Annotated in this window: 15 protein-coding genes; 9 read left to right on the forward strand and 6 right to left on the reverse strand. The window is 68.3% G+C overall.

Going from position 1 to position 16,754, the window contains the following annotated elements:
* Positions 1-53: 53 nt before the first annotated feature.
* Together AB0E69_RS04895 and AB0E69_RS04900 are read right to left on the reverse strand one after the other, a co-directional pair.
* Positions 54-1,373: a sugar ABC transporter substrate-binding protein gene (locus tag AB0E69_RS04895; protein ID WP_360139603.1), complete on the reverse strand. Its 1,320-nt coding sequence runs from the start codon at positions 1,371-1,373 to the stop codon at positions 54-56.
* A 203-nt stretch (positions 1,374-1,576) separates the two neighbouring features.
* The gene (locus tag AB0E69_RS04900; RefSeq protein WP_360139606.1) at positions 1,577-2,659 is read right to left on the reverse strand and encodes a LacI family DNA-binding transcriptional regulator; all 1,083 of its coding nucleotides are present in this window, start codon (positions 2,657-2,659) and stop codon (positions 1,577-1,579) included.
* Between the two features lie 107 nt (positions 2,660-2,766).
* Between AB0E69_RS04900 and AB0E69_RS04905 the strand changes: the two genes are divergently transcribed.
* The 3 genes from AB0E69_RS04905 to AB0E69_RS04915 all read left to right on the forward strand — a co-directional run bounded on the left by AB0E69_RS04905 (position 2,767) and on the right by AB0E69_RS04915 (position 6,084).
* Entirely contained in the window at positions 2,767-4,395 is a 1,629-nt protein-coding gene (locus tag AB0E69_RS04905) for an acyltransferase (protein WP_360139609.1), read from the forward strand.
* Positions 4,396-4,601: 206 nt separating this feature from the next.
* Positions 4,602-4,901, forward strand: a complete 300-nt coding sequence (locus AB0E69_RS04910; RefSeq protein ID WP_360139612.1) for a hypothetical protein — start codon at positions 4,602-4,604, stop codon at positions 4,899-4,901.
* Between the two features lie 85 nt (positions 4,902-4,986).
* Positions 4,987-6,084: a hypothetical protein gene (locus AB0E69_RS04915; RefSeq protein WP_360139615.1), complete on the forward strand. Its 1,098-nt coding sequence runs from the start codon at positions 4,987-4,989 to the stop codon at positions 6,082-6,084.
* On the opposite strand, the gene AB0E69_RS04920 is transcribed toward AB0E69_RS04915, so the two are convergent.
* Together AB0E69_RS04920 and AB0E69_RS04925 are read right to left on the reverse strand one after the other, a co-directional pair.
* The gene (locus tag AB0E69_RS04920) at positions 6,014-7,297 is read right to left on the reverse strand and encodes an MFS transporter (RefSeq protein ID WP_360139618.1); all 1,284 of its coding nucleotides are present in this window, start codon (positions 7,295-7,297) and stop codon (positions 6,014-6,016) included. The two genes, AB0E69_RS04915 and AB0E69_RS04920, sit on opposite strands and share 71 nt — an antisense overlap.
* A 24-nt stretch (positions 7,298-7,321) precedes the next feature.
* Positions 7,322-7,990, reverse strand: a complete 669-nt coding sequence (locus AB0E69_RS04925) for a helix-turn-helix domain-containing protein (RefSeq protein ID WP_360139621.1) — start codon at positions 7,988-7,990, stop codon at positions 7,322-7,324.
* A 199-nt stretch (positions 7,991-8,189) separates the two neighbouring features.
* On the opposite strand from AB0E69_RS04925, the gene AB0E69_RS04930 reads away from it, so the two are divergent.
* The 3 genes from AB0E69_RS04930 (at position 8,190) to AB0E69_RS04940 (ending at position 11,877) form a co-directional block, all read left to right on the forward strand.
* Positions 8,190-8,555 carry a hypothetical protein gene (locus tag AB0E69_RS04930; protein ID WP_360139624.1) on the forward strand — a complete coding sequence of 122 codons (366 nt, stop codon included), beginning with the start codon at positions 8,190-8,192 and terminating at the stop codon, positions 8,553-8,555.
* An 820-nt stretch (positions 8,556-9,375) separates the two neighbouring features.
* Positions 9,376-10,110 carry a type IV toxin-antitoxin system AbiEi family antitoxin domain-containing protein gene (locus AB0E69_RS04935; protein ID WP_360140411.1) on the forward strand — a complete coding sequence of 245 codons (735 nt, stop codon included), beginning with the start codon at positions 9,376-9,378 and terminating at the stop codon, positions 10,108-10,110.
* Positions 10,111-10,407: 297 nt separating this feature from the next.
* Positions 10,408-11,877 carry a serine hydrolase gene (locus AB0E69_RS04940; protein WP_360139627.1) on the forward strand — a complete coding sequence of 490 codons (1,470 nt, stop codon included), beginning with the start codon at positions 10,408-10,410 and terminating at the stop codon, positions 11,875-11,877.
* Between the two features lie 69 nt (positions 11,878-11,946).
* Here AB0E69_RS04940 and AB0E69_RS04945 read toward each other — a convergent pair whose 3' ends face one another.
* Entirely contained in the window at positions 11,947-13,140 is a 1,194-nt protein-coding gene (locus AB0E69_RS04945; protein ID WP_360139630.1) for an MFS transporter, read from the reverse strand.
* A 106-nt stretch (positions 13,141-13,246) separates the two neighbouring features.
* Between AB0E69_RS04945 and AB0E69_RS04950 the strand changes: the two genes are divergently transcribed.
* On the forward strand, positions 13,247-13,660 hold the full coding sequence (locus AB0E69_RS04950; protein WP_360139633.1) for a MerR family transcriptional regulator: 414 nt from the start codon (positions 13,247-13,249) through the stop codon (positions 13,658-13,660).
* A gap of 37 nt (positions 13,661-13,697) precedes the next feature.
* Here AB0E69_RS04950 and AB0E69_RS04955 read toward each other — a convergent pair whose 3' ends face one another.
* Entirely contained in the window at positions 13,698-14,234 is a 537-nt protein-coding gene (locus AB0E69_RS04955) for a GNAT family N-acetyltransferase (RefSeq protein WP_360139636.1), read from the reverse strand.
* A 142-nt stretch (positions 14,235-14,376) separates the two neighbouring features.
* Here AB0E69_RS04955 and AB0E69_RS04960 point away from each other — a divergent pair, with 142 nt between their 5' ends.
* Positions 14,377-15,615 (forward strand): SAM-dependent methyltransferase, encoded by a 1,239-nt coding sequence (locus AB0E69_RS04960; RefSeq protein WP_360139639.1) that lies wholly within the window; start codon positions 14,377-14,379, stop codon positions 15,613-15,615.
* Positions 15,612-16,706, forward strand: a complete 1,095-nt coding sequence (locus tag AB0E69_RS04965; RefSeq protein WP_360139641.1) for a hypothetical protein — start codon at positions 15,612-15,614, stop codon at positions 16,704-16,706. The genes AB0E69_RS04960 and AB0E69_RS04965 overlap by 4 nt, the downstream gene beginning before the upstream one ends.
* The last annotated feature ends 48 nt before the right edge of the window (positions 16,707-16,754 follow it).

Below are 16,754 nucleotides of genomic sequence, written 5' to 3' on the forward strand. Positions count from 1 at the left end.
TCGGACTCGGACAGTGGCCCGGACGCTGGGGTCCGGGCCACTGCCGGGCGGGATCAGTTGCCCGCGGACACCTGGTCCTGGGCGGACTTGAGCGCCGCCTTCACGTCGTCGGCGGTCACGGTCCCACCGGTGGCGATCTTGGCGAACATGCTGTTCATCGCCTTACCGACCGTGCTCTCGAACTGGTCCTCGGCCGGCACCAGCGGCAGCGGCTTGGACTTGGTGTTGTAGACGTCGGCGAAGGTCGCGGCCTCGGTCGCGTCGCTGGTGAACGCCGGCTTGGCGTCCTTGAGCACCGGCAGCGAGGCGAACGGCTTGCCCAGCGTGGTCTGGGTGGTCGCGTCCGTCATGTACTTGACGAACTTGAGCGCCGCGTCCTTGTGCTTGGTGTTCTTGAAGATCGACAGGTTGATCCCGGCCACGTGGCTGGCGACCTGCTCGGCACCGGCCGGAGCCGGGAACGGCACCACGCCGTACTCGCCGGCCTTCATGCCGTTGGCAACGATCGAGGAGTCGGCGTTGTTCTGGTTGATCACCATCGCGACCTTCTTGGTCGCGAAGTCGTTCACCGACTTGGTGCCGTTGTCGTACTGCGCGTTCGACGGGTTCGCGACCTTGTCCTTCTGCATCAGGTCGAGGTACCGCAGCACGCCCTGCACGTTGCCGTCACCGGTGAACGTCGGCTTGCCGTCCTTGTCGAACCAGTCGGCCTTGTTCTGCGCGGCGTTGATGAACGCGAAGTGCACGTTCTCGGTGTAGCTGCCGGCCGCCAGCGCCATCCCCCACTGCTTCTTCGCGGGGACGGTCAGCTTCTGCGCGTCGGTGACCATCTCTTCCCAGGTCTTCGGCGGCTGCAGCCCGGCGGCGGCGAACATCGCCTTGTTGTAGTACAGGCCATAGGCCAGACCGTAGAGCGGGACCGAGGTCGGGTCGGTGCCCTCCTTGCCGCCGGTCGCCAGGGCCGTCGGCACGAACTTGTCCTTGCCGCCGATGGCGGTCATCGCGTCGCCGTCGAACGGCAGGAACGCGTTGGTGGCCTGCAGGGACGCGGCCCAGGTGTTGCCGATGTTGACGACGTCCGGGCCCTGCCCGGAGGTGGTCGCGGTCTGGATCCGGGTCTGCAGGTCGTTCCAGCCGATCACCTCGAGGTTGACCTTGATCCCGGTGTCCTGGGTGAACTTCTGCAGGACCGGGGTCAGCACCTCCTTGTCGTTGTCCAGGCTGGTGCCCTGGTTGCTGGCCCAGTAGGTCAGCGTCTGGTCACCGCCCGAACCGCCTCCGGAGGAGTCGTTCTTGTCGCCACCACCACAGGCAGCGAGGCTGATTCCCATGGCTGTCGCCGCCACCGCGGCTACAAGCGAACGCAGTCTCACGTCGGACTCTCCGTCCTCTTTTCAAGCCCCCGCGGCGTGCGGAGGCGACTCGGGCCTATAGTGGCCTAACCGGTTAAGTTTCGAAACCCTAACCGGTTCAGTTGGCCGTGCTTCGTTACTACCTCGTGACTAACCGCTGCGGGCGGAAACCGCAATCCGACACCCTCCGGAAACACCTGATTTCACAGAGTCGTGAAATCGGCTCAGGGGCGCGCGGGACCGGAGGATTCCCGGGGACGCAGTTCGCCGCCGGGGGCCTCTTCGTGCAGTTCGGTCTCGCCGGTGACGATCCGGAGCAGCAGGTCGGCCGCGGCACGGCCGCGTTCCATCGTCTTCTGGTCGACGGCGGTGATACCCGGGCGGGCCAGCTGGCAGAGCGGCGAGTCGTCCCACGCGAGGATCGAGACCTCGTCCGGGACCGCCGTCCCGAGATCCATCGCGACCCGGAGGGCGGCGACCGCCATCAGGTCGTTGCCGAGGACGATCGCGGTCGGCGGGTTCGGGCCGCTCAGCAGCTGACGGGTCAGCTCGGCGCCGTCGTCGTACCGGTAGGTGCCCTCGATCTGCCGTACGGCGATGCCGCGCCGCGCGGCCTGCTCCTGGAGGATCTGCACCCGGAGCTGCTCGTGCACGAACGTGAACGGCCCGCTGATGTGGGCGATGTCGCGGTGGCCGAGCTCGGCGAGGTGATCCAGCAGCAGCGATACCGTCTCGGCCGGCGAGCTGATCAACCGCCCGACGGTGTCGTCCGGCGCGTTCGAGCTGACCACGACGCACGGTACGCCGAGCTCCTGGAGGACCGGGATCCGCGGATCGTCGTCGTGCTCGTCGAACAGGATGAACCCGTCCACGCGGCCTTGCCGCGACCACCGCCGCAGTACGTCGACATCTTCGCCGTGCTCCCCGGTGAGCCGGAGCAGCAGCGACGAGTCGACCTCGTTGAGGTACTGCTCGATGCCGACCAGTGTGCGCATGTAGAACGCCTCGGTCGAGATCAGCTCGGGGTCGCGGGCGACCACGATCCCGATCGTCCGGGTCCGGCTCGCGGACAGCGCGACCGCGGCCGAGTTGGGGTGGAAGCCGAGCTCCTCGGCGAGGTCGAGGACCCGTTGGCGGGTCTCCTCGCTGACGCCGGCGCGGCCGTTCAGGGCGTACGAGACGGAGGCCTTGGAGATGTGCAACCGGCGGGCCAGGTCGCTGATCGTGACCCGTTGACTGCGGCGGGTGCTGCCCGTCGGGCCGTCCGGGCTCGCTTCACCGTCCGCCACGGATCCGCTCGTCGTCATCGTCTGGCTCCCCGCACAGCCTCGGAGGGTAGTCGCCCGTCGCCCCGCACTGAACGGGAGGGTAGCAGGGGGTGGCGGGTCGCCGAGGTATTGGATAGCGTTTTCCCATGCTGCCGAACGAGCCGTTGCGCTTTGATTTCCTGCCCTGGGAGTACGCCCGGACGGCGACCGACGCGGAGCGTGAGCGCCAGGCCGAGCGGCAGCAGGGGCTCGGCGGGTCGGTCTCGCTGGGCCCGGACGTGTACGTCGCGGAGTCGGCCGCCGTGTACTGCGACCAGCTGACGATGGGGGAGCGGTCGTACATCGCCGCGCACGCCTACATCACCGGCGACGTCACGCTCGGGTCCGACTCGACGATCAACCCGTTCTCGGCCGTCCGCGGCCTGATCTCGATCGGCGACGGGGTCCGGATCGGCGCGCACACGTCGATCCTGGCCTTCAACCACGGCACCGCGCCCGGCCGACCGATCTTCCAGCAACCTCACACCGCCCTCGGCATCACGATCGGCGACGACGTCTGGATCGGCTCCAACGTCACGATCCTCGACGGCGTCACCGTTGGCCCTCACACCATCATCGGCGCCGGCGCCGTGGTGACCAAGGACATCCCGGCGAATTCGGTCGCCGCCGGGAATCCCGCCCGCGTGCTCCGCTCCCGGACCGGGGGCTCCGGGTCCGGCGATCTGCGTTCCAGGCTGACCGATTTCGCTGCCAAGGCGCGCTCGCAGGTGGACGAGGTGCTGCTGCGCTGCTGGGACGGCTCGCGGTTCGTCGACCGTCCTGAGCTGGATGCTGAGCCCGCGGTCCGCCCTTGGTGCGACGCGATCGAGATCGCCGACCTGCTGGTACGGCGTACTCCGGCCGGCCACACCCGGGACGACCTGGTGCGCCGGCTGCGTCACCGGCAGGACCCGAAGACCGGACTGGTCGCACCAGGAGACCTGTCCGACGCCGGGCTCGACGTGCCGTTCGACGGTGAGTTGTCGGTGCTGGAGGGTCCGGCGGGGTATCACGTGCTTTGTGTTGGGTATGCGCTGCAGTTGCTCGGGAGCAGCTTCGAGCACCCGATCGACACGACGTTCGGGTTTGCCGAGCTCGATGCGTTGCCGTGGGCAAGGAAGGCGTGGTCGGCGGGGGCCGGGATCGATCATCTGGGTACGGCGATCGCCCGAAACCGCCTGGATCATGGCGATTCCGGGCCGCTCGAGGCGCTGATGGGGTGGCTGGTTACACGTGTAGATCCGTCGAGCGGCGCGTGGGGTACGGCGCATCCGGACGACGGATGGCTGCAGGTCGTGAACGGTTTCTATCGCCTGACTCGCGGCACCTACGCGCAGTTCGGCCTGCCGTTGCCCTACCCGGAGCAGGCTGCGGCGACAGTTCTTGCCCATAGCAACGATCGACGGATGTTCACGGGCGACAACTACAACGCGTGCAACGTGCTCGACGTGATCCACCCGCTGTGGCTGGCGCGGAAGCAGACGTCGTACGGCGTTGCCGAGGGCCGTGCGTGGGCCGAGCAGCAGCTGCGCGCGATCCTGGACCGCTGGGTGGACGGCGCCGGCTTCGCCTTCGCGCCCGACGGTACCGAAGACCGCGCGATCCCCGGCCTGCAAGGGACAGAGATGTGGCTGGCGATCATCTGGCTGCTGTCCGACTACCTCGACCTGTCGGACGCCCTCAGCTACCGCCCCCGCGGCGTCCATCGCCCCGAGCCCCTGCTCACCCTCCGCTGAACGGCTGCTTGGGGCATCCCAGAAATCTGGGGCCGGGGATCCCCCCGCGCCATGGGATGGCGGAGCCTGCCCGATCGGGTCACCGTGGTGGCTATGACAACGGAGATCTGTACTGCGGTGACCGCCGGCGCCTACCGCGGTCTGTGAACAACCCGGGGGAGGGGCACGTATCGCGCAAGTGGGGGCGGGGTGTCCGCTGGGGGACGTTGCAGGCCGCACTGGACGGCACTGGGCTGACCGGACTGCCCGGCTCGTCCGCCAACGTGTCCGTGGTCGGCTTCTGCACGAACGGCGGCTTCTCGTGGTTCTCCCGACCGCACGCAGTGGCGCGGCTGCCGGACCTCGCTCGGCTGGGGGAGATCAAGCAGCGGGTCGACCCCTCGGCACGGTGGTGGGGAACTTCCCCATACCCTGACGAGGTGAATCCCCGCACGCGCCGGCTGGTGACCTCGCTCGTCCTCGTGGCGCTGGTCGCCATCGTGGTGGTTGCCGCACTGGTCCACTGAGGTCGCTCCGCCGAGATCCTCCACTGAGGTACCTCCGCCGAGGTCCCGCGCTGACCGATTGCGGTCGCGAGCTAACGTCTGGCGCATGAGCACCCCTACGCGGTCGTCGTACCTGATGCGGGCTGGCCTGGTCCGGAACGTGCGGTCGGGGGAGCACCTGACCACGTTCGTGGTGTCGGGGGTGGCGACCGTGCTGGTCACCCGCCTCCTGCTCAGCCTGAGCGGCTACCCGCAGATCGGCGGCAAGGGGCTGCACATCGCCCACGTGCTGCCGGGTGGCCTGCTGATGCTCGTCGCGATCTCACTGCTGCTCGGGTACGTCGGTCCGGTGGTCCGGCCGGCCGCGGCGACGATCGGTGGGATCGGGTTCGGGCTGTTCATCGACGAGGTCGGCAAGTTCGTCACGTCGGACAACAACTACTTCTACAAGCCGACGGCCGCGATCGTGTACGTCGTCTTCGTACTGTTCGTGCTGGGCACCCGCTTCCTGTTCACCCGCCGGCCGATCGACCAGCGTGAGGAGCTGGCCAACGTCATCGACTACACGGTCGAGGGAGTGGCGGGCGGCCTGTCACGGCGCAGGCGGGAGCAGGCCGCCGTGCTGCTGCGGACCGTTGGCCCACAGGTGCAAGGCCGGCGGGAGACATCCGAGCTGCTGGACGCCTGCCCGCCCGACGAGGTCGAGCTGGCCGCACCCGTAGACGCCGGCTGGCAGTTCCTGCAGCGGTCGCTGGTGCGGCTGGCCACCCACCCGAAGGCACCGCAGGTGGCCGTTGTCGTGCTCGCAGTACAGGCGCTGGGGGAGCTGATCATCGCGGCGGTGGCGGGGGACGGCCTGGACCACCTGCCGGTGCAGGGTGTGACGGTCGGCAGCTTGCTGTCGGCCATGTTCACCGTGCGGGGCGCGCTGGCGCTGCGGCGCGACAACCGGGTCCGGGCCGTCCGGCTGTTCGAGCTGGCGGTGCTCGTGTCCTTGCTGATGACCCAGGTGTTCCAGTTCGCCACCGCGCAGTTCGCTGCGGCGTTCGGGATGTTGCTGGACCTGGCCATGCTCGGCCTGCTGCGGGCCGAGCGTGACCGGTTGCGGCACGAGCTGGAGGAGGCGCGGAAGGTCAGGACACCGCGACTGCCACCCGATCCGGCTCTGCCGCCGTTTCCGGAGGATCCGTCGGACCCGGTGTAGCTCGCCAGTTCTCGTGCCTGCCGATCAGGACCGGTGACATGGTGGCAATGAAGTAGGCAACACCTCCAGCCAGGAGCGCGGGCACCAGACCGATCCCGACGACGGCCGCACCGGCGATGACACCGCCCAGGGGTACGCCGGTCCAGCAGACGGCGTCCGACAGGGCGTGGACCCGGCCGAGCAGGTGCCGGGGGATGCGCTCGATGAACAGGGCCCCGAGCACCGGGTTGATGAAGCCGGCTCCGATACCGCCCACGGCGTACACGACCATCAGGACCTCGACCGGTGCGCCCAGCGCCATGGCTATGAACCGTGGTGCCCCGGCGATCAGGAACGCGACAGTGAAGACCACCTTGCGTGGCAGCCGCCGGCCGACCGCAGCCGCGACCAGTGCGAACACAGTGGCGGTCACTCCGAACGACGCGAGGATCAGACTGGTGTGACCGGGGCCGTAGCCGTGGTCCTTGATCCAGACGGGCAGCAGTACGGCGCCTGTCGCGGCGTCGAGGAGGTTGGTCACCGCGATCATCGTCACCAGCGGGAGCATCAGCTTGTCGGTGCGTAGGAACCGCCAGCCCTCGAGCAGTCGTTGGCTGTAGCTGCCGTCTTCTGTGGGGGCTGCCTCGTGGTGCGTCTGCTTCCGCCTGGGGATCCAGCGGGCGATCAGAACCGCGCAGAGGCCGAAGGAGACCGCGTCGATCCACAGGGCGTTGACGGCTCCGACCATGGTGATCAGTCCGGCGGCCAGTGCGTACGCAAAGAAGCCGGCGAGGCGGTCCGTCGTACTCTCCAGACCTGTCACTCGCTCCAGCGGGACGTTGGCCGCCTCGGCGATGTCTGGGATCAGCGTGGCCTTGGCTGCGTCACCGGGGCCGCGGAGGGCTCCTGCTATCGCGACCAGGACCAGCAGGATCGGGAAGTGTAGTAGGCCGAGCGCGTGCAGCAGGGGTACGAGCCCGACTACTGCGGTGCTCGCGGTGTCTGCGACGACGCTGACGCGGCGTGGGCCGACCCGGTCGATCATGGGGCCGCCGATGGCCTTCACGAGTACCAGCGGAGCCATCTCGGCCAGTGCGACGATGCCCATCTTCACCGGCGAACCTGTGGTGATCAGGACGAACCACGGTACGGCGATCGCGCTCACCTTGGTGCCGCAGATCGACACCACGTTCGCGATCAGGAACGCCAGCAGCGGCGCGCGGTTGCTCTTCACTGTCCTCAACCCCTCGTTTCCTCGTTACCGCGTCTCGCGGGGAAAGGCCTGGATCTGCACGGTGACCTGCTCGGCGCCCTCGGGCAGCGGGGCGGTCAGGTCGTCGGTCTTGTACTTGTCGAGCACCGCGAAGATCTCGCGCATCATCGCGTCGAGCTGGTCGGCCCTCAGATGGAGCAGGTAGTCCGAGAGGACGCTCGCCTCCTTCCAGTCCGGGGGGAGCGTCTGCATGGAGTTGATGTAGCTGAAGATGTTCTCGGCGTACGTCTGGCCGATGCCGTTGAGGAAGCCGAGCGCCAGCTCCGGCTCCTGGTCCAGCAACTCGGCGGCGTCGTACTCCGTCCCCTGGTGCGCCGCCTTCCACCACCGGTCGCGGGCGTTGCCACGGGTGTTGTCCTCCTGGACGAGGCCGGACTCGGCCAGCTGTCGCAGGTGGTAGCTCGTGGCACCGGTGTTGACCCCGAGGCGCTCGGCAAGCGTGGTCGCCGTCTGCGGGCCGTAGACCCGCAGCAGCCCAACGATCCGGAGCCGCATCGGATGCGCCAAGGCCCGAACCAGATGCTGATCCAACCGAACCGTCTTCGCCGGCTCCACCGTCGTCGCGGGTTCCACCTTTGCCGGCTCGACCGGCTCCACTGTCTTGGCCGGCTCCACCCGCTTGCCGGCGGCTTCGGGGGTGCTGTCGTCGCTCATAGCACGAGCATAGGACTGCAAAGACTCTTTGCAAAGAGTTTTTGCAAAGAGATTCTGCGATCGACGCGTGGGTGGGTCGGGACAGGTTGTCCACAGCTGGAAATTGGTCGGTCGGGGAGGGGGTGGATCGCGGCATCTTCTCTGTCGACCTCGCGGATCGGAGCATCCGATCCGCACCCCTCACACGGAGAGAACCACCATGTTGCGAGTGATGCTCGAGGACGCCGACTACTGCGACCTCCCGGCCGACCTGATGACCTTCGACTCAGGCGCCGTCGTCTTCTGGCGCGACGGCGAAGAAGTAGGCCGCCAACGCCAGGCCCGCATCAGCTCCGTGGAGCTGGTCGACACCCGCTCGATGACCCACCGCATCAAAGCCGCCCGCCGCACCCACCCCAACGCCTTCCGCCAGTGGACCCCCGAAGACGAAGCCACCCTCGTCGAAATGTTCAACAACGGCACCACCAAGGAAGCCCTGGTAGCAGCCCTAGGCCGCCAGGAAGGCGGCATCATCACCCGCCTCCGCACCCTAGGCCTCCTCACCGAAGACCAAAAACTCGACTAACCACCCCACGCCCGCTACGCGGCCGCTCTGTCGTCGCTCCGCTCCTCCGACGCGCCCACTCCGCGAGCTCCCACGCACCCTCCGGCTTAACGCCGGCCTCCTGCCAGCTGCCGCTGGCGTGCTGTCGGCTTAGCGCCGCCGTCCTGCCAGCTGCCGCTGGCTTGTTGCGGGCTGCCGCCCGCGGGCGATTGCCCGGGCCGGCGCACTACTCGTCGTACTGCTGGTGAGTGGTGCAGGTGGTTAACCCATCGCGGTGCTACGCACGGCTCCTTCGTCGCCGTGCTTCGCGCCGCCCCACCCACCCGTCTGTTCGGGGCCTGGCGCCCCGGTGCATCCGGCTGGCGCCGGGAGTTGCTCGCTGCGCTCGCGAGTTGCGAGCTGCCGCTCGCTGTTTCGCGGCTGGCGCCGCGGGTGACTACCTCGGGCCGGCGCGCTACCCCGTCGTACTGCTGGTGAGTGGTGCAGGTGGTTGACCCATCGCGGTGCTGCGCACGGCTCCTTCGTCGCCGAGCTACGCGCCGCCCCACCCACCCTGTTGTTCGGGGCTGGCGCCCCGGTGTTCCCGGCTGGCGCCGGGATTCTGCTCGCTGTGCTCGCGGCGACGACCCCCGGGTCGCCCACCTACCGGGGCGAACTCGTGGTGAGGTGCTCTGGTGGTGGACCCGTCGCCGCGCGGTGCGCCGCTCTACCTGCGGCGGCGCCCCACCCACGCAATGGATCCTTGGTAGGTAACAACCGAAGGCGAATCAGAAGCTTGGATAGTAACATTTGGTAGTTACTATGAAAGCCTCTGGAGGTGATTGTTGTGTTGGCGGTGGATGTGTTGGAGTCGCTGGAGGTTCTTGGGGCTGGGCAGTGGGGGTTGGTTACTTCCTCGCAGGCGCAGGAGGCGGGTGTGTCCAAGATGCAGCTGTCTCGGCTTGCTGAGCGTGGGACTGTGCAGCGGCTGCGGCACGGGGTGTATGCGTTGCCGTCCGCTGATACCGGGCCGTTGCAAGGGCTGCGTGCGGCTTGGTTGGCTACGGGGAGTCGGCCGACCGGTAATCAGCCGCTCGCGGTGGTGTCGGGTGAGTCTGCGGCAGCTGTGCATGGGCTGGGCGATCTGCTGCCGTCCAAGTACGAGTTCACGACCGCCGTCCGTCGGCAGACAACGCAACCGGATACCCGCTTCCGGAAGCGTGAGCTGCGGGATGCAGACATCACCTGGGTCGACGGGCTACCGGTTACAACGGTCGCCCGGACCGTTCAGGAGCTGGCCGTTGGCGGGACTGACTTCGATCACCTCGCCGTCGCGGTCCGGGATGCCGTCACCACGACCAATGTTGCTTCCGACGCGCTCGTCGAGGCACTCGAACCGGCGGCGGGTCGGTTCAGATCCGCTGACGGAAGCACGCTGCTCGCCGACGCGCTCAAGGCAACCGGCTACCAACCTGATACCCGACTTCTGCAGTTGGTAGCTCCCCAGCTGCAGGACCAGCTGCTTCAGGCACTGGCTCCAAAACTCCAAGAGCTCATCAACCAAGCCGTTGCGGAGCAGCTCCGCCAATGGCGCTGAGACGCCGCCCGTCGGCAGAACAGGAAGGCCGACGGTGGCACAACCACTGACACAGCTGGAGGCGAACCGCCTCAGACGATCGCTCGGAAGCAAGCTGGCCAACGAACCTCTTCGGCAAGAAAGAGCAAGGAGCGGGTGGTGCCGGTCGGGTCACCGGCACGGGCAGGGTGCCCAGGTCGTCAACCACCGCCTGCCTGGTCCGCTGGTGATCGTCGCAGGTCCGTCGCCGGGCGACAGGCGTGATGAGGCTTGCATGCGCAGAGGTAAGTGGGTTGCTGGGGTTGTTATGTTGCGGGGGTGTCTGGTTTGAGTGGGTTGTTGCCGCGGTGTGCGCCGGGTGCGGCGGGGGTGTCGGCTCGGGGAGTTCTTCGGCTGTTGGATGGCCTCGAGGGGCGGGGCGTTGAGTGTCATTCGGTGATGGTGGTGCGAGGTGGGCGGGTTGTTGTCGAGGGGTGGTGGGCGCCTTACTCGGCGGAGCGGGGGCATCTGCTGTATTCGTTGACCAAGTCGTTTACCTCAGCGGCTGTCGGGATTGCGGTGGGGGACGGCCTGTTGTCGTTGGAGGACCGGGTGGTGGACGTGCTGCCTGAGTCTGTGCCGGAGGGGATCTCGGAGCAGGGGCGACGGCTGAATGTTCATCACCTGTTGACCATGACCACGGGGCATGGGGTGGACAGTTTGGACGGGGCCTGGCAAGCGGAGCCGGGCGACTTGGCGAAGGGGTTCTTGCGGGGGCCGTTCGTCGAGGACGAGGGGACTCGGCATGTCTATGACAACTCAACGACCTTTGTCCTGGCTCGGATGGTGGAGCGGGTCACCGGGGTTGGGCTGCCGGAATTCCTCCAGGAGCGGGTGTTCGGTCCGATGGGGATCGAGGGGGCCGAGTGGGACCGGGTCGCGAGTGGGGCTGCGTTCGGGTTTCACGGGCTGCATCTGACGACCGAGGCGATCGCGGCGTTCGGTGAGCTGCTGTTGCGGGGCGGGCGGTGGGGCGACCGGCAATTGGTGCCGCGTGAGTGGGTGGAGCTCGCGACGCGGCCGCATGTCGAGACGTTGCCGTTGCCCGGGTGGTCGCAGAACCCTGATTTTCTCGGTGGCTACGGCTACCAATTCTGGATCTCGCGGCACGGATACCACGGGCACGGCTCCTACGGGCAGTACTGCGTGGTTGTCCCGAAGCACGATCTGGTGGTCGTCGTGACGGGGGCCATCCAGCAGGAAGGGGCGCTGCCCGGCCTGCTCTGGGAATGCCTGTTGCCTGGTCTGGACGAACCAGGGAACGCCGAGGACGAGGAAATCCTCGCCGGGCGGCTACGCCAGTTGTCCTTCGCGCCGGCCGCGGGCTCGGCAGCACCTGCCGGAGCCGGCGCGGCTGCGCCTGGTCGATCGGGCACGGCCGATCCTGGTTCCGTTGTGGCCAGAGTTGACGGTTCGGCGGAAGGTTCGGCGCTCGCTGACGGGACCGTGGTGGGTGTCGAGCCGGTATCAGGAGGTTGGCGGGTGCGGCTGGGGGAGTCGGTCGAGGTCGAGGTCGGGTACGGCGAGTGGCGGGAGAGTTCGCCGCTCGGCCGGCCGGCCGTCGCGAGCGGGGCGTGGCAGGGCGACAGGTTCGTGGCGGACCTCTTCGTGATCACCAGCCCGCATCGAGTGCGGCTCGAGGTCAACGCAGACGCGGCGACGGCGACGTGGAACGTCGTACCGCTGACGACCCCCGACCTGGAGCTGCATCTGCGGACGCCGCTGATGACCCGCCCCGATGTTGCCTAGTCGTCGAGGGTGCGGGTCATCCAGATGGAGTTGCCGGGTTCGGGGTCCGTCGACGCGGTCGCTGCGGCGTCAGGTTGGGAGGGTGCCTCGGCCGGCTTGGGAGGTGAGGGTGGCGTTGATGAGTGACAGCATCAGCATCGCGATGAGGGGTGTCGTCCAGCTTCCGCCGGCGCTGTGGAGTGCCGAGGTGAGGGAAGGGCCTGCGGCTGCGATGAGGTAGCCGATGGTCTGGGCCATGCCGGAGAGCTGTGCGGTTTGGTGATGGTCTGCGGAGCGGTGTACGTACAGGATGCCGGGGAGTCCCTGCCCGGCTCCGAGGCCGATGCCCAGGAGGATGGACCAGGCGGCGGCGGTGGATGCGGGTGCGATCAGCAGTCCGCCGATGCCGGCGAGGCAGAAGGCGATCGTGGCGAGGATCGGACTCCGGTGATCGTCGCGTCGGCCGGCCCAGGCAGGGCCGAGGAAGCCGCCGATGGCAACGCCGATGAAGCACAGCGCGAACACCGTGCCGACCGCGGAGGCATCTGTACCTGCGGCGACGAGGATCGCGGGAAGCCAGGCGACCATCGTGTAGAAGAGCAAGGTCTGGATGCTGAAGAACCCGGTCACCGCCCATGCCGTGGGTTGGCGCAACAGCCCGCCCCACGCCGCGGTCCCGGTCGGGCGCTGGAGGTGTGGGACCCGGAGCTGGGTGGGCAAGGCTGCGAGTCCGAGGACGGCGGGAAGGATCGCGATCCCGAGTGTGAGCTGCCAGGAGCCGGTCGCCCGGTACAAGGGCACAGTCACCTCCGCGGTCAACGCGGCACTGGCCCCCATCAGCGTCGCGTAGAGACCCATCATCACGCCGATCCGGTGGGGCGCGAAACGCTTCCGGACCAGCACCGGGGTGAGCACGTTCAGCACCGCTATCGCACCGGACGCAACAACTGTGCCCGCGAAGAGTCCGACCGGGTTCGTGGAGCGAATCAGCAGGCCGGCCGTCAGGGCGATCATGGCGACGAACAGCCCACGTTCCTCGCCGATCCTGCCCCGAGCCCACGCCCCGAGCGGAGCGAACAGTCCCATACACAGCGGCGGGATGGTCGTCAGCAGGGTGGCGGTCACTCGATCCAAGCCCATCGCAGGGATCAGCGGACCGACGCCGCTGAACGCGACCCGCAGATTCAGGCACACGACAACGAAGACGATCACCAGCAGCGGCCCGCCGCGCACACCGGTCGCTCGCGTCTCGGGTACGACGGCTCCGTCACCTGGAGTCTGCATGCCCACGTCCTTCCGGTCTCGCAAGCGTTCTCGGCGCCGCCTGAGTGGGCATATGCTTGACGCTCAAGTCAACTTGAGCGCAACCCGACGCTGAGGAGAGAGCACAGTGGCGACGCTTCGTTCAATCAGCGAGGTCGCCGGCGCGTTCGACACGACCGTCTCCGCCCTGCGGTACTACGACGAGCTCGGTCTCGTCCCGTCGACGCAGCGACGAGCACGGGTCCGGTACTACGACGAGGCCGCGCTGCGCCGCTTGGCCTTCGTCCGGCTGTGGCACGACGACGGCATGATGAGCTTGGAGGACACCGCCGAGGTGATGGCCGGCCCTACTCGTGATCAGTGGCGGACACTGGTTTCCCAGCGCCTGGACGACATCGCCCAGATCGCTGCCCGTCTGGACGAGGCCCGGCAGGCCCTCGAACATCTCCTGCAATGCCCCAGAGACAACCCACTGGAATGCCCCGTGATCGGCGAGCGGATTCAAGCTCAAGTCGAGCTCGCCTTTGCGACGAATACTTGAGCGACTCCCCGCGGGCGCCGTTGATGACGCGTTCCGCTTAGGCGTTGAGGGCGCGGGTCATCCAGATGGAGTTGCCGCGGTGTGGGTCTTCGTCGACGCGGTCGGTGCGGTGGAAGCCGAGTTTCTCCAGGACTCGGAAGGAGGGGGTGTTCCACTCGCGGACGGTGGCCCAGAGGCGGTGGCGGCCGGTTTGGGTTGCGGCTTCTAGGACTGCGCGGGCGGCTTCGGTGGCGTAGCCGTGGCCGTGGAAGCGTTGGGCCAGTTCGTAGGCGAGCTCGGGCTCGTCGAACGTCGCCTGGCCGACGGTCAGACCGCAGTACCCGATGAATTCGCCGGTGTCCTTGCGCTCGATCGGCAGCAGGCCGAGCCCGGGGGCCGCGGACAGCGGGTTCTCGGTGAGCCAGCCGCGGATGTCCTCGACGGTCGGTCGGCCCTCGGCGTCGATCTGCCGGAACGCACGGTGGTCCCGCTCGAGCCACAGGCCACGGAAGTTCTCCGCATCTGCGGGGCGCCACCGCCGCAGCTGCAGTCGTTCGGTGGTCAGCTCTGCCGGCAGGTCCGTGTACGTCGCCACTCGAACAACCTAACCGAGCCCGGCCTGGCAGAGCCGCCACGATGCCGGCGGGCATCCGGGGACCGAGCACCACATCGTGCGTTCGGACCGTCCGGGCGAGACCCTTTTGTGATCGGGAGGTGGGGTCGGGGACAATGGCGCGATGCAGGTAGAGGCGTGGTCGGGCGAGCCGGCGCAGCTGGACGAGTCCGGCGCGCTGGAGGTGGTCCGTTCCGCGCTGCTGAATCAGGGCGCGCTGGTGCGGGCGCTGGCGTCCGGGCGGAGGCGCGGGGCCGAGGCGCCGCCGTACCTGCGGGTCGAGGTGCGGTACGTCGATCTGAAGGGCGAGCGGCACCTGCAGATCACCGAGTTCGACGAGCGCCAGGCGCACACCCGGAACGTCGCCAGCACGGACGTACCCAAAGCGGTCGACGAGCTCCTGGACCTGCCGTACGGGACCTGGCACGTCGAAACGACGAGCGAGACGCTCCGGCTCCGGTACACCAAGAAGGGCAAGGAGCTGCTGCACCGGCAGGACGCCGAGCGGGAGCAGCTGACCAGCCATGACCGGGTGAAACAGCGGGTGCTGGATCCGGCGGCGCCGTTCCTGGTCGAGCTCGGGATCAGCGACCACCAGGGGCGCGTGAAGCCGTCGCGGCAGGCGAAGTACAAGCAGATCGAGGAGTTCTGCAAGCTGCTCGCCCCCGCCGTCGAAGAGGCCATCGCCGCCGGCCGAATCACCACCTCCCACCCGCTCCAGGTCGTCGATCTTGGCTGCGGCAACGCCTACCTCACGTTGGCGGCGTACCACCTGCTGACGGCGGCGGGGTACGACGTGCGGATGACCGGGGTGGACCACAATCCGGCAGCGCGGAAGCGGAACACCCGCGTCGTCGAGGCGCTGGGCTGGCAGGAGCATCTCGAGTTCGTGGATGCGACGATCCAGGACGCGGAGCTGGACGTCCGGCCGGACGTCGTACTGGCGCTGCACGCGTGCGACACCGCCACTGACGACGCGCTCGCGCGGGCCGTCGGGTGGGATGCATCACTCGTCCTGGCAGCTCCGTGCTGTCATCACGACATCCAAAAGCAGCTCAAGCGCGTCACACCACCGGCGCCTTACGCGCTGATGACGAGATATGGCATCGTTCGTGAGCGGTTCGCCGACGTCCTGACGGACTCCCTGCGGGCAGCGGTGCTCCGACAGGTCGGTTACCGGGTGGAGGTCGTGCAGTTCGTGGACAGTCAGCACACGCCGCGCAATCTGTTGCTCCGGGCCGCGCGGACCGGTGCCCAGCCCACCGCCGACCTCCAGGCCGAGTACGACGCCCTGACCAGTGAGTGGAATGTCACACCGCGCCTGGCCCAGCTCCTCCTGCCGAGCGCCGAGGTCAAACCGTGAGCCGGATCGTTGCGCTCATTGCGGCGCTCTTCTTCACCGTCGCCGGCGCGGCCGTCCCGACGAGCGCCCACGCGGCAAACCCGACTGCGACCCCCCCGAAGAAGCTCTACTCCCTCAAGGACGAGCGGATCACCCACCCGACCGGCCTGGCGAAGAGTGTGAAGCACCCCGGCACCTACTGGGCGGTGACGAACTCCGGCGAGACCGCGCGGGTGTTCGGGATCAACTCCAGCGGGAAGGTCGAGGCGGTCCTCCGGTTCAACGCGAAGGTCAAGGACGTCGAGGCCCTCGGCGTGGACCGGAACGGGTTCATCTACGTCGCGGACATCGGCGACAACACCGCGAGCCGGGACGAGATCGAGATCTACACGATCCCGGAGCCCGAGCAGCTGGGCGACCAGGACGGCGTCCGGTTCCACCAGTACGACTTCACCTACCCCGACGGCGCGCACGACGCCGAGACGCTGCTGATCGACCCGTCGACCAGCCAGCTGTACTTCGTGACGAAGTCCGCAAAGGGCGGCGCGATCTACGCGGCCCCGTCGTCGCCGTCGCGGCAGGGGTCCAACGAGCTGTCCAAGCTCGCGGCGGCGCCGACCGGCGCGATCACCGACGGCACGTTCCTGCCCGACGGCCAGCGAGCGGTACTGCGCACCTCCGCCGACGTCGCCACGGTTGCCTGGGGCGACAATCCGAATGCGATCGCCCGCGCCGCAGCACCGGGATCGGGCGACTCGATCGCCGTCGGCCCGACCGAGAGCTCGGTCGTCACCTCGAGCGCCGGCGCGATCTACCAGCTCGCGGCGCCCGCGAGGCCGGTCACCGCGTCCCCGCCGCCCAAGACCAGCGCGACCCCCAAGCCGAACACGAACGCCGACGCGGCCGGCAGCGACAGCTCCGGTAAGTCCCACAACCTGACCTGGGTGATCGCCGGCGCGGCGGTCTTCGCCCTGATCATCACCGTGGTGACCTTCCCGCCCGGCCGCCGCGAGCGCCAGGACCGGATGGCCGAGAACGCCCGCCTCACCGGCCAGTCGCCCCAGTCCACTACCGGCGGTTCGCGCGCGCGGAGCTCCCGCAGCCGGCACTGACGGAAACGGCCGCTACCTCCCAGACCAGGAGGCAGCGGCCGTTCAGAA

It is taken from the genome of Kribbella sp. NPDC026611, from assembly GCF_040638345.1.
GTDB lineage: Bacteria > Actinomycetota > Actinomycetes > Propionibacteriales > Kribbellaceae > Kribbella.

Coding starts and splice junctions, on each gene's coding strand:
- AB0E69_RS04900 (WP_360139606.1), bottom strand. CDS start 2,659: ATGACGACGAGCGGATCCGTGGCGGACGGTGAAGCGAGCCCGGACGGC.
- AB0E69_RS04905 (WP_360139609.1), top strand. CDS start 2,767: ATGCTGCCGAACGAGCCGTTGCGCTTTGATTTCCTGCCCTGGGAGTAC.
- AB0E69_RS04915 (WP_360139615.1), top strand. CDS start 4,987: ATGAGCACCCCTACGCGGTCGTCGTACCTGATGCGGGCTGGCCTGGTC.
- AB0E69_RS04925 (WP_360139621.1), bottom strand. CDS start 7,990: ATGAGCGACGACAGCACCCCCGAAGCCGCCGGCAAGCGGGTGGAGCCG.
- AB0E69_RS04930 (WP_360139624.1), top strand. CDS start 8,190: ATGTTGCGAGTGATGCTCGAGGACGCCGACTACTGCGACCTCCCGGCC.
- AB0E69_RS04945 (WP_360139630.1), bottom strand. CDS start 13,140: ATGCAGACTCCAGGTGACGGAGCCGTCGTACCCGAGACGCGAGCGACC.
- AB0E69_RS04960 (WP_360139639.1), top strand. CDS start 14,377: ATGCAGGTAGAGGCGTGGTCGGGCGAGCCGGCGCAGCTGGACGAGTCC.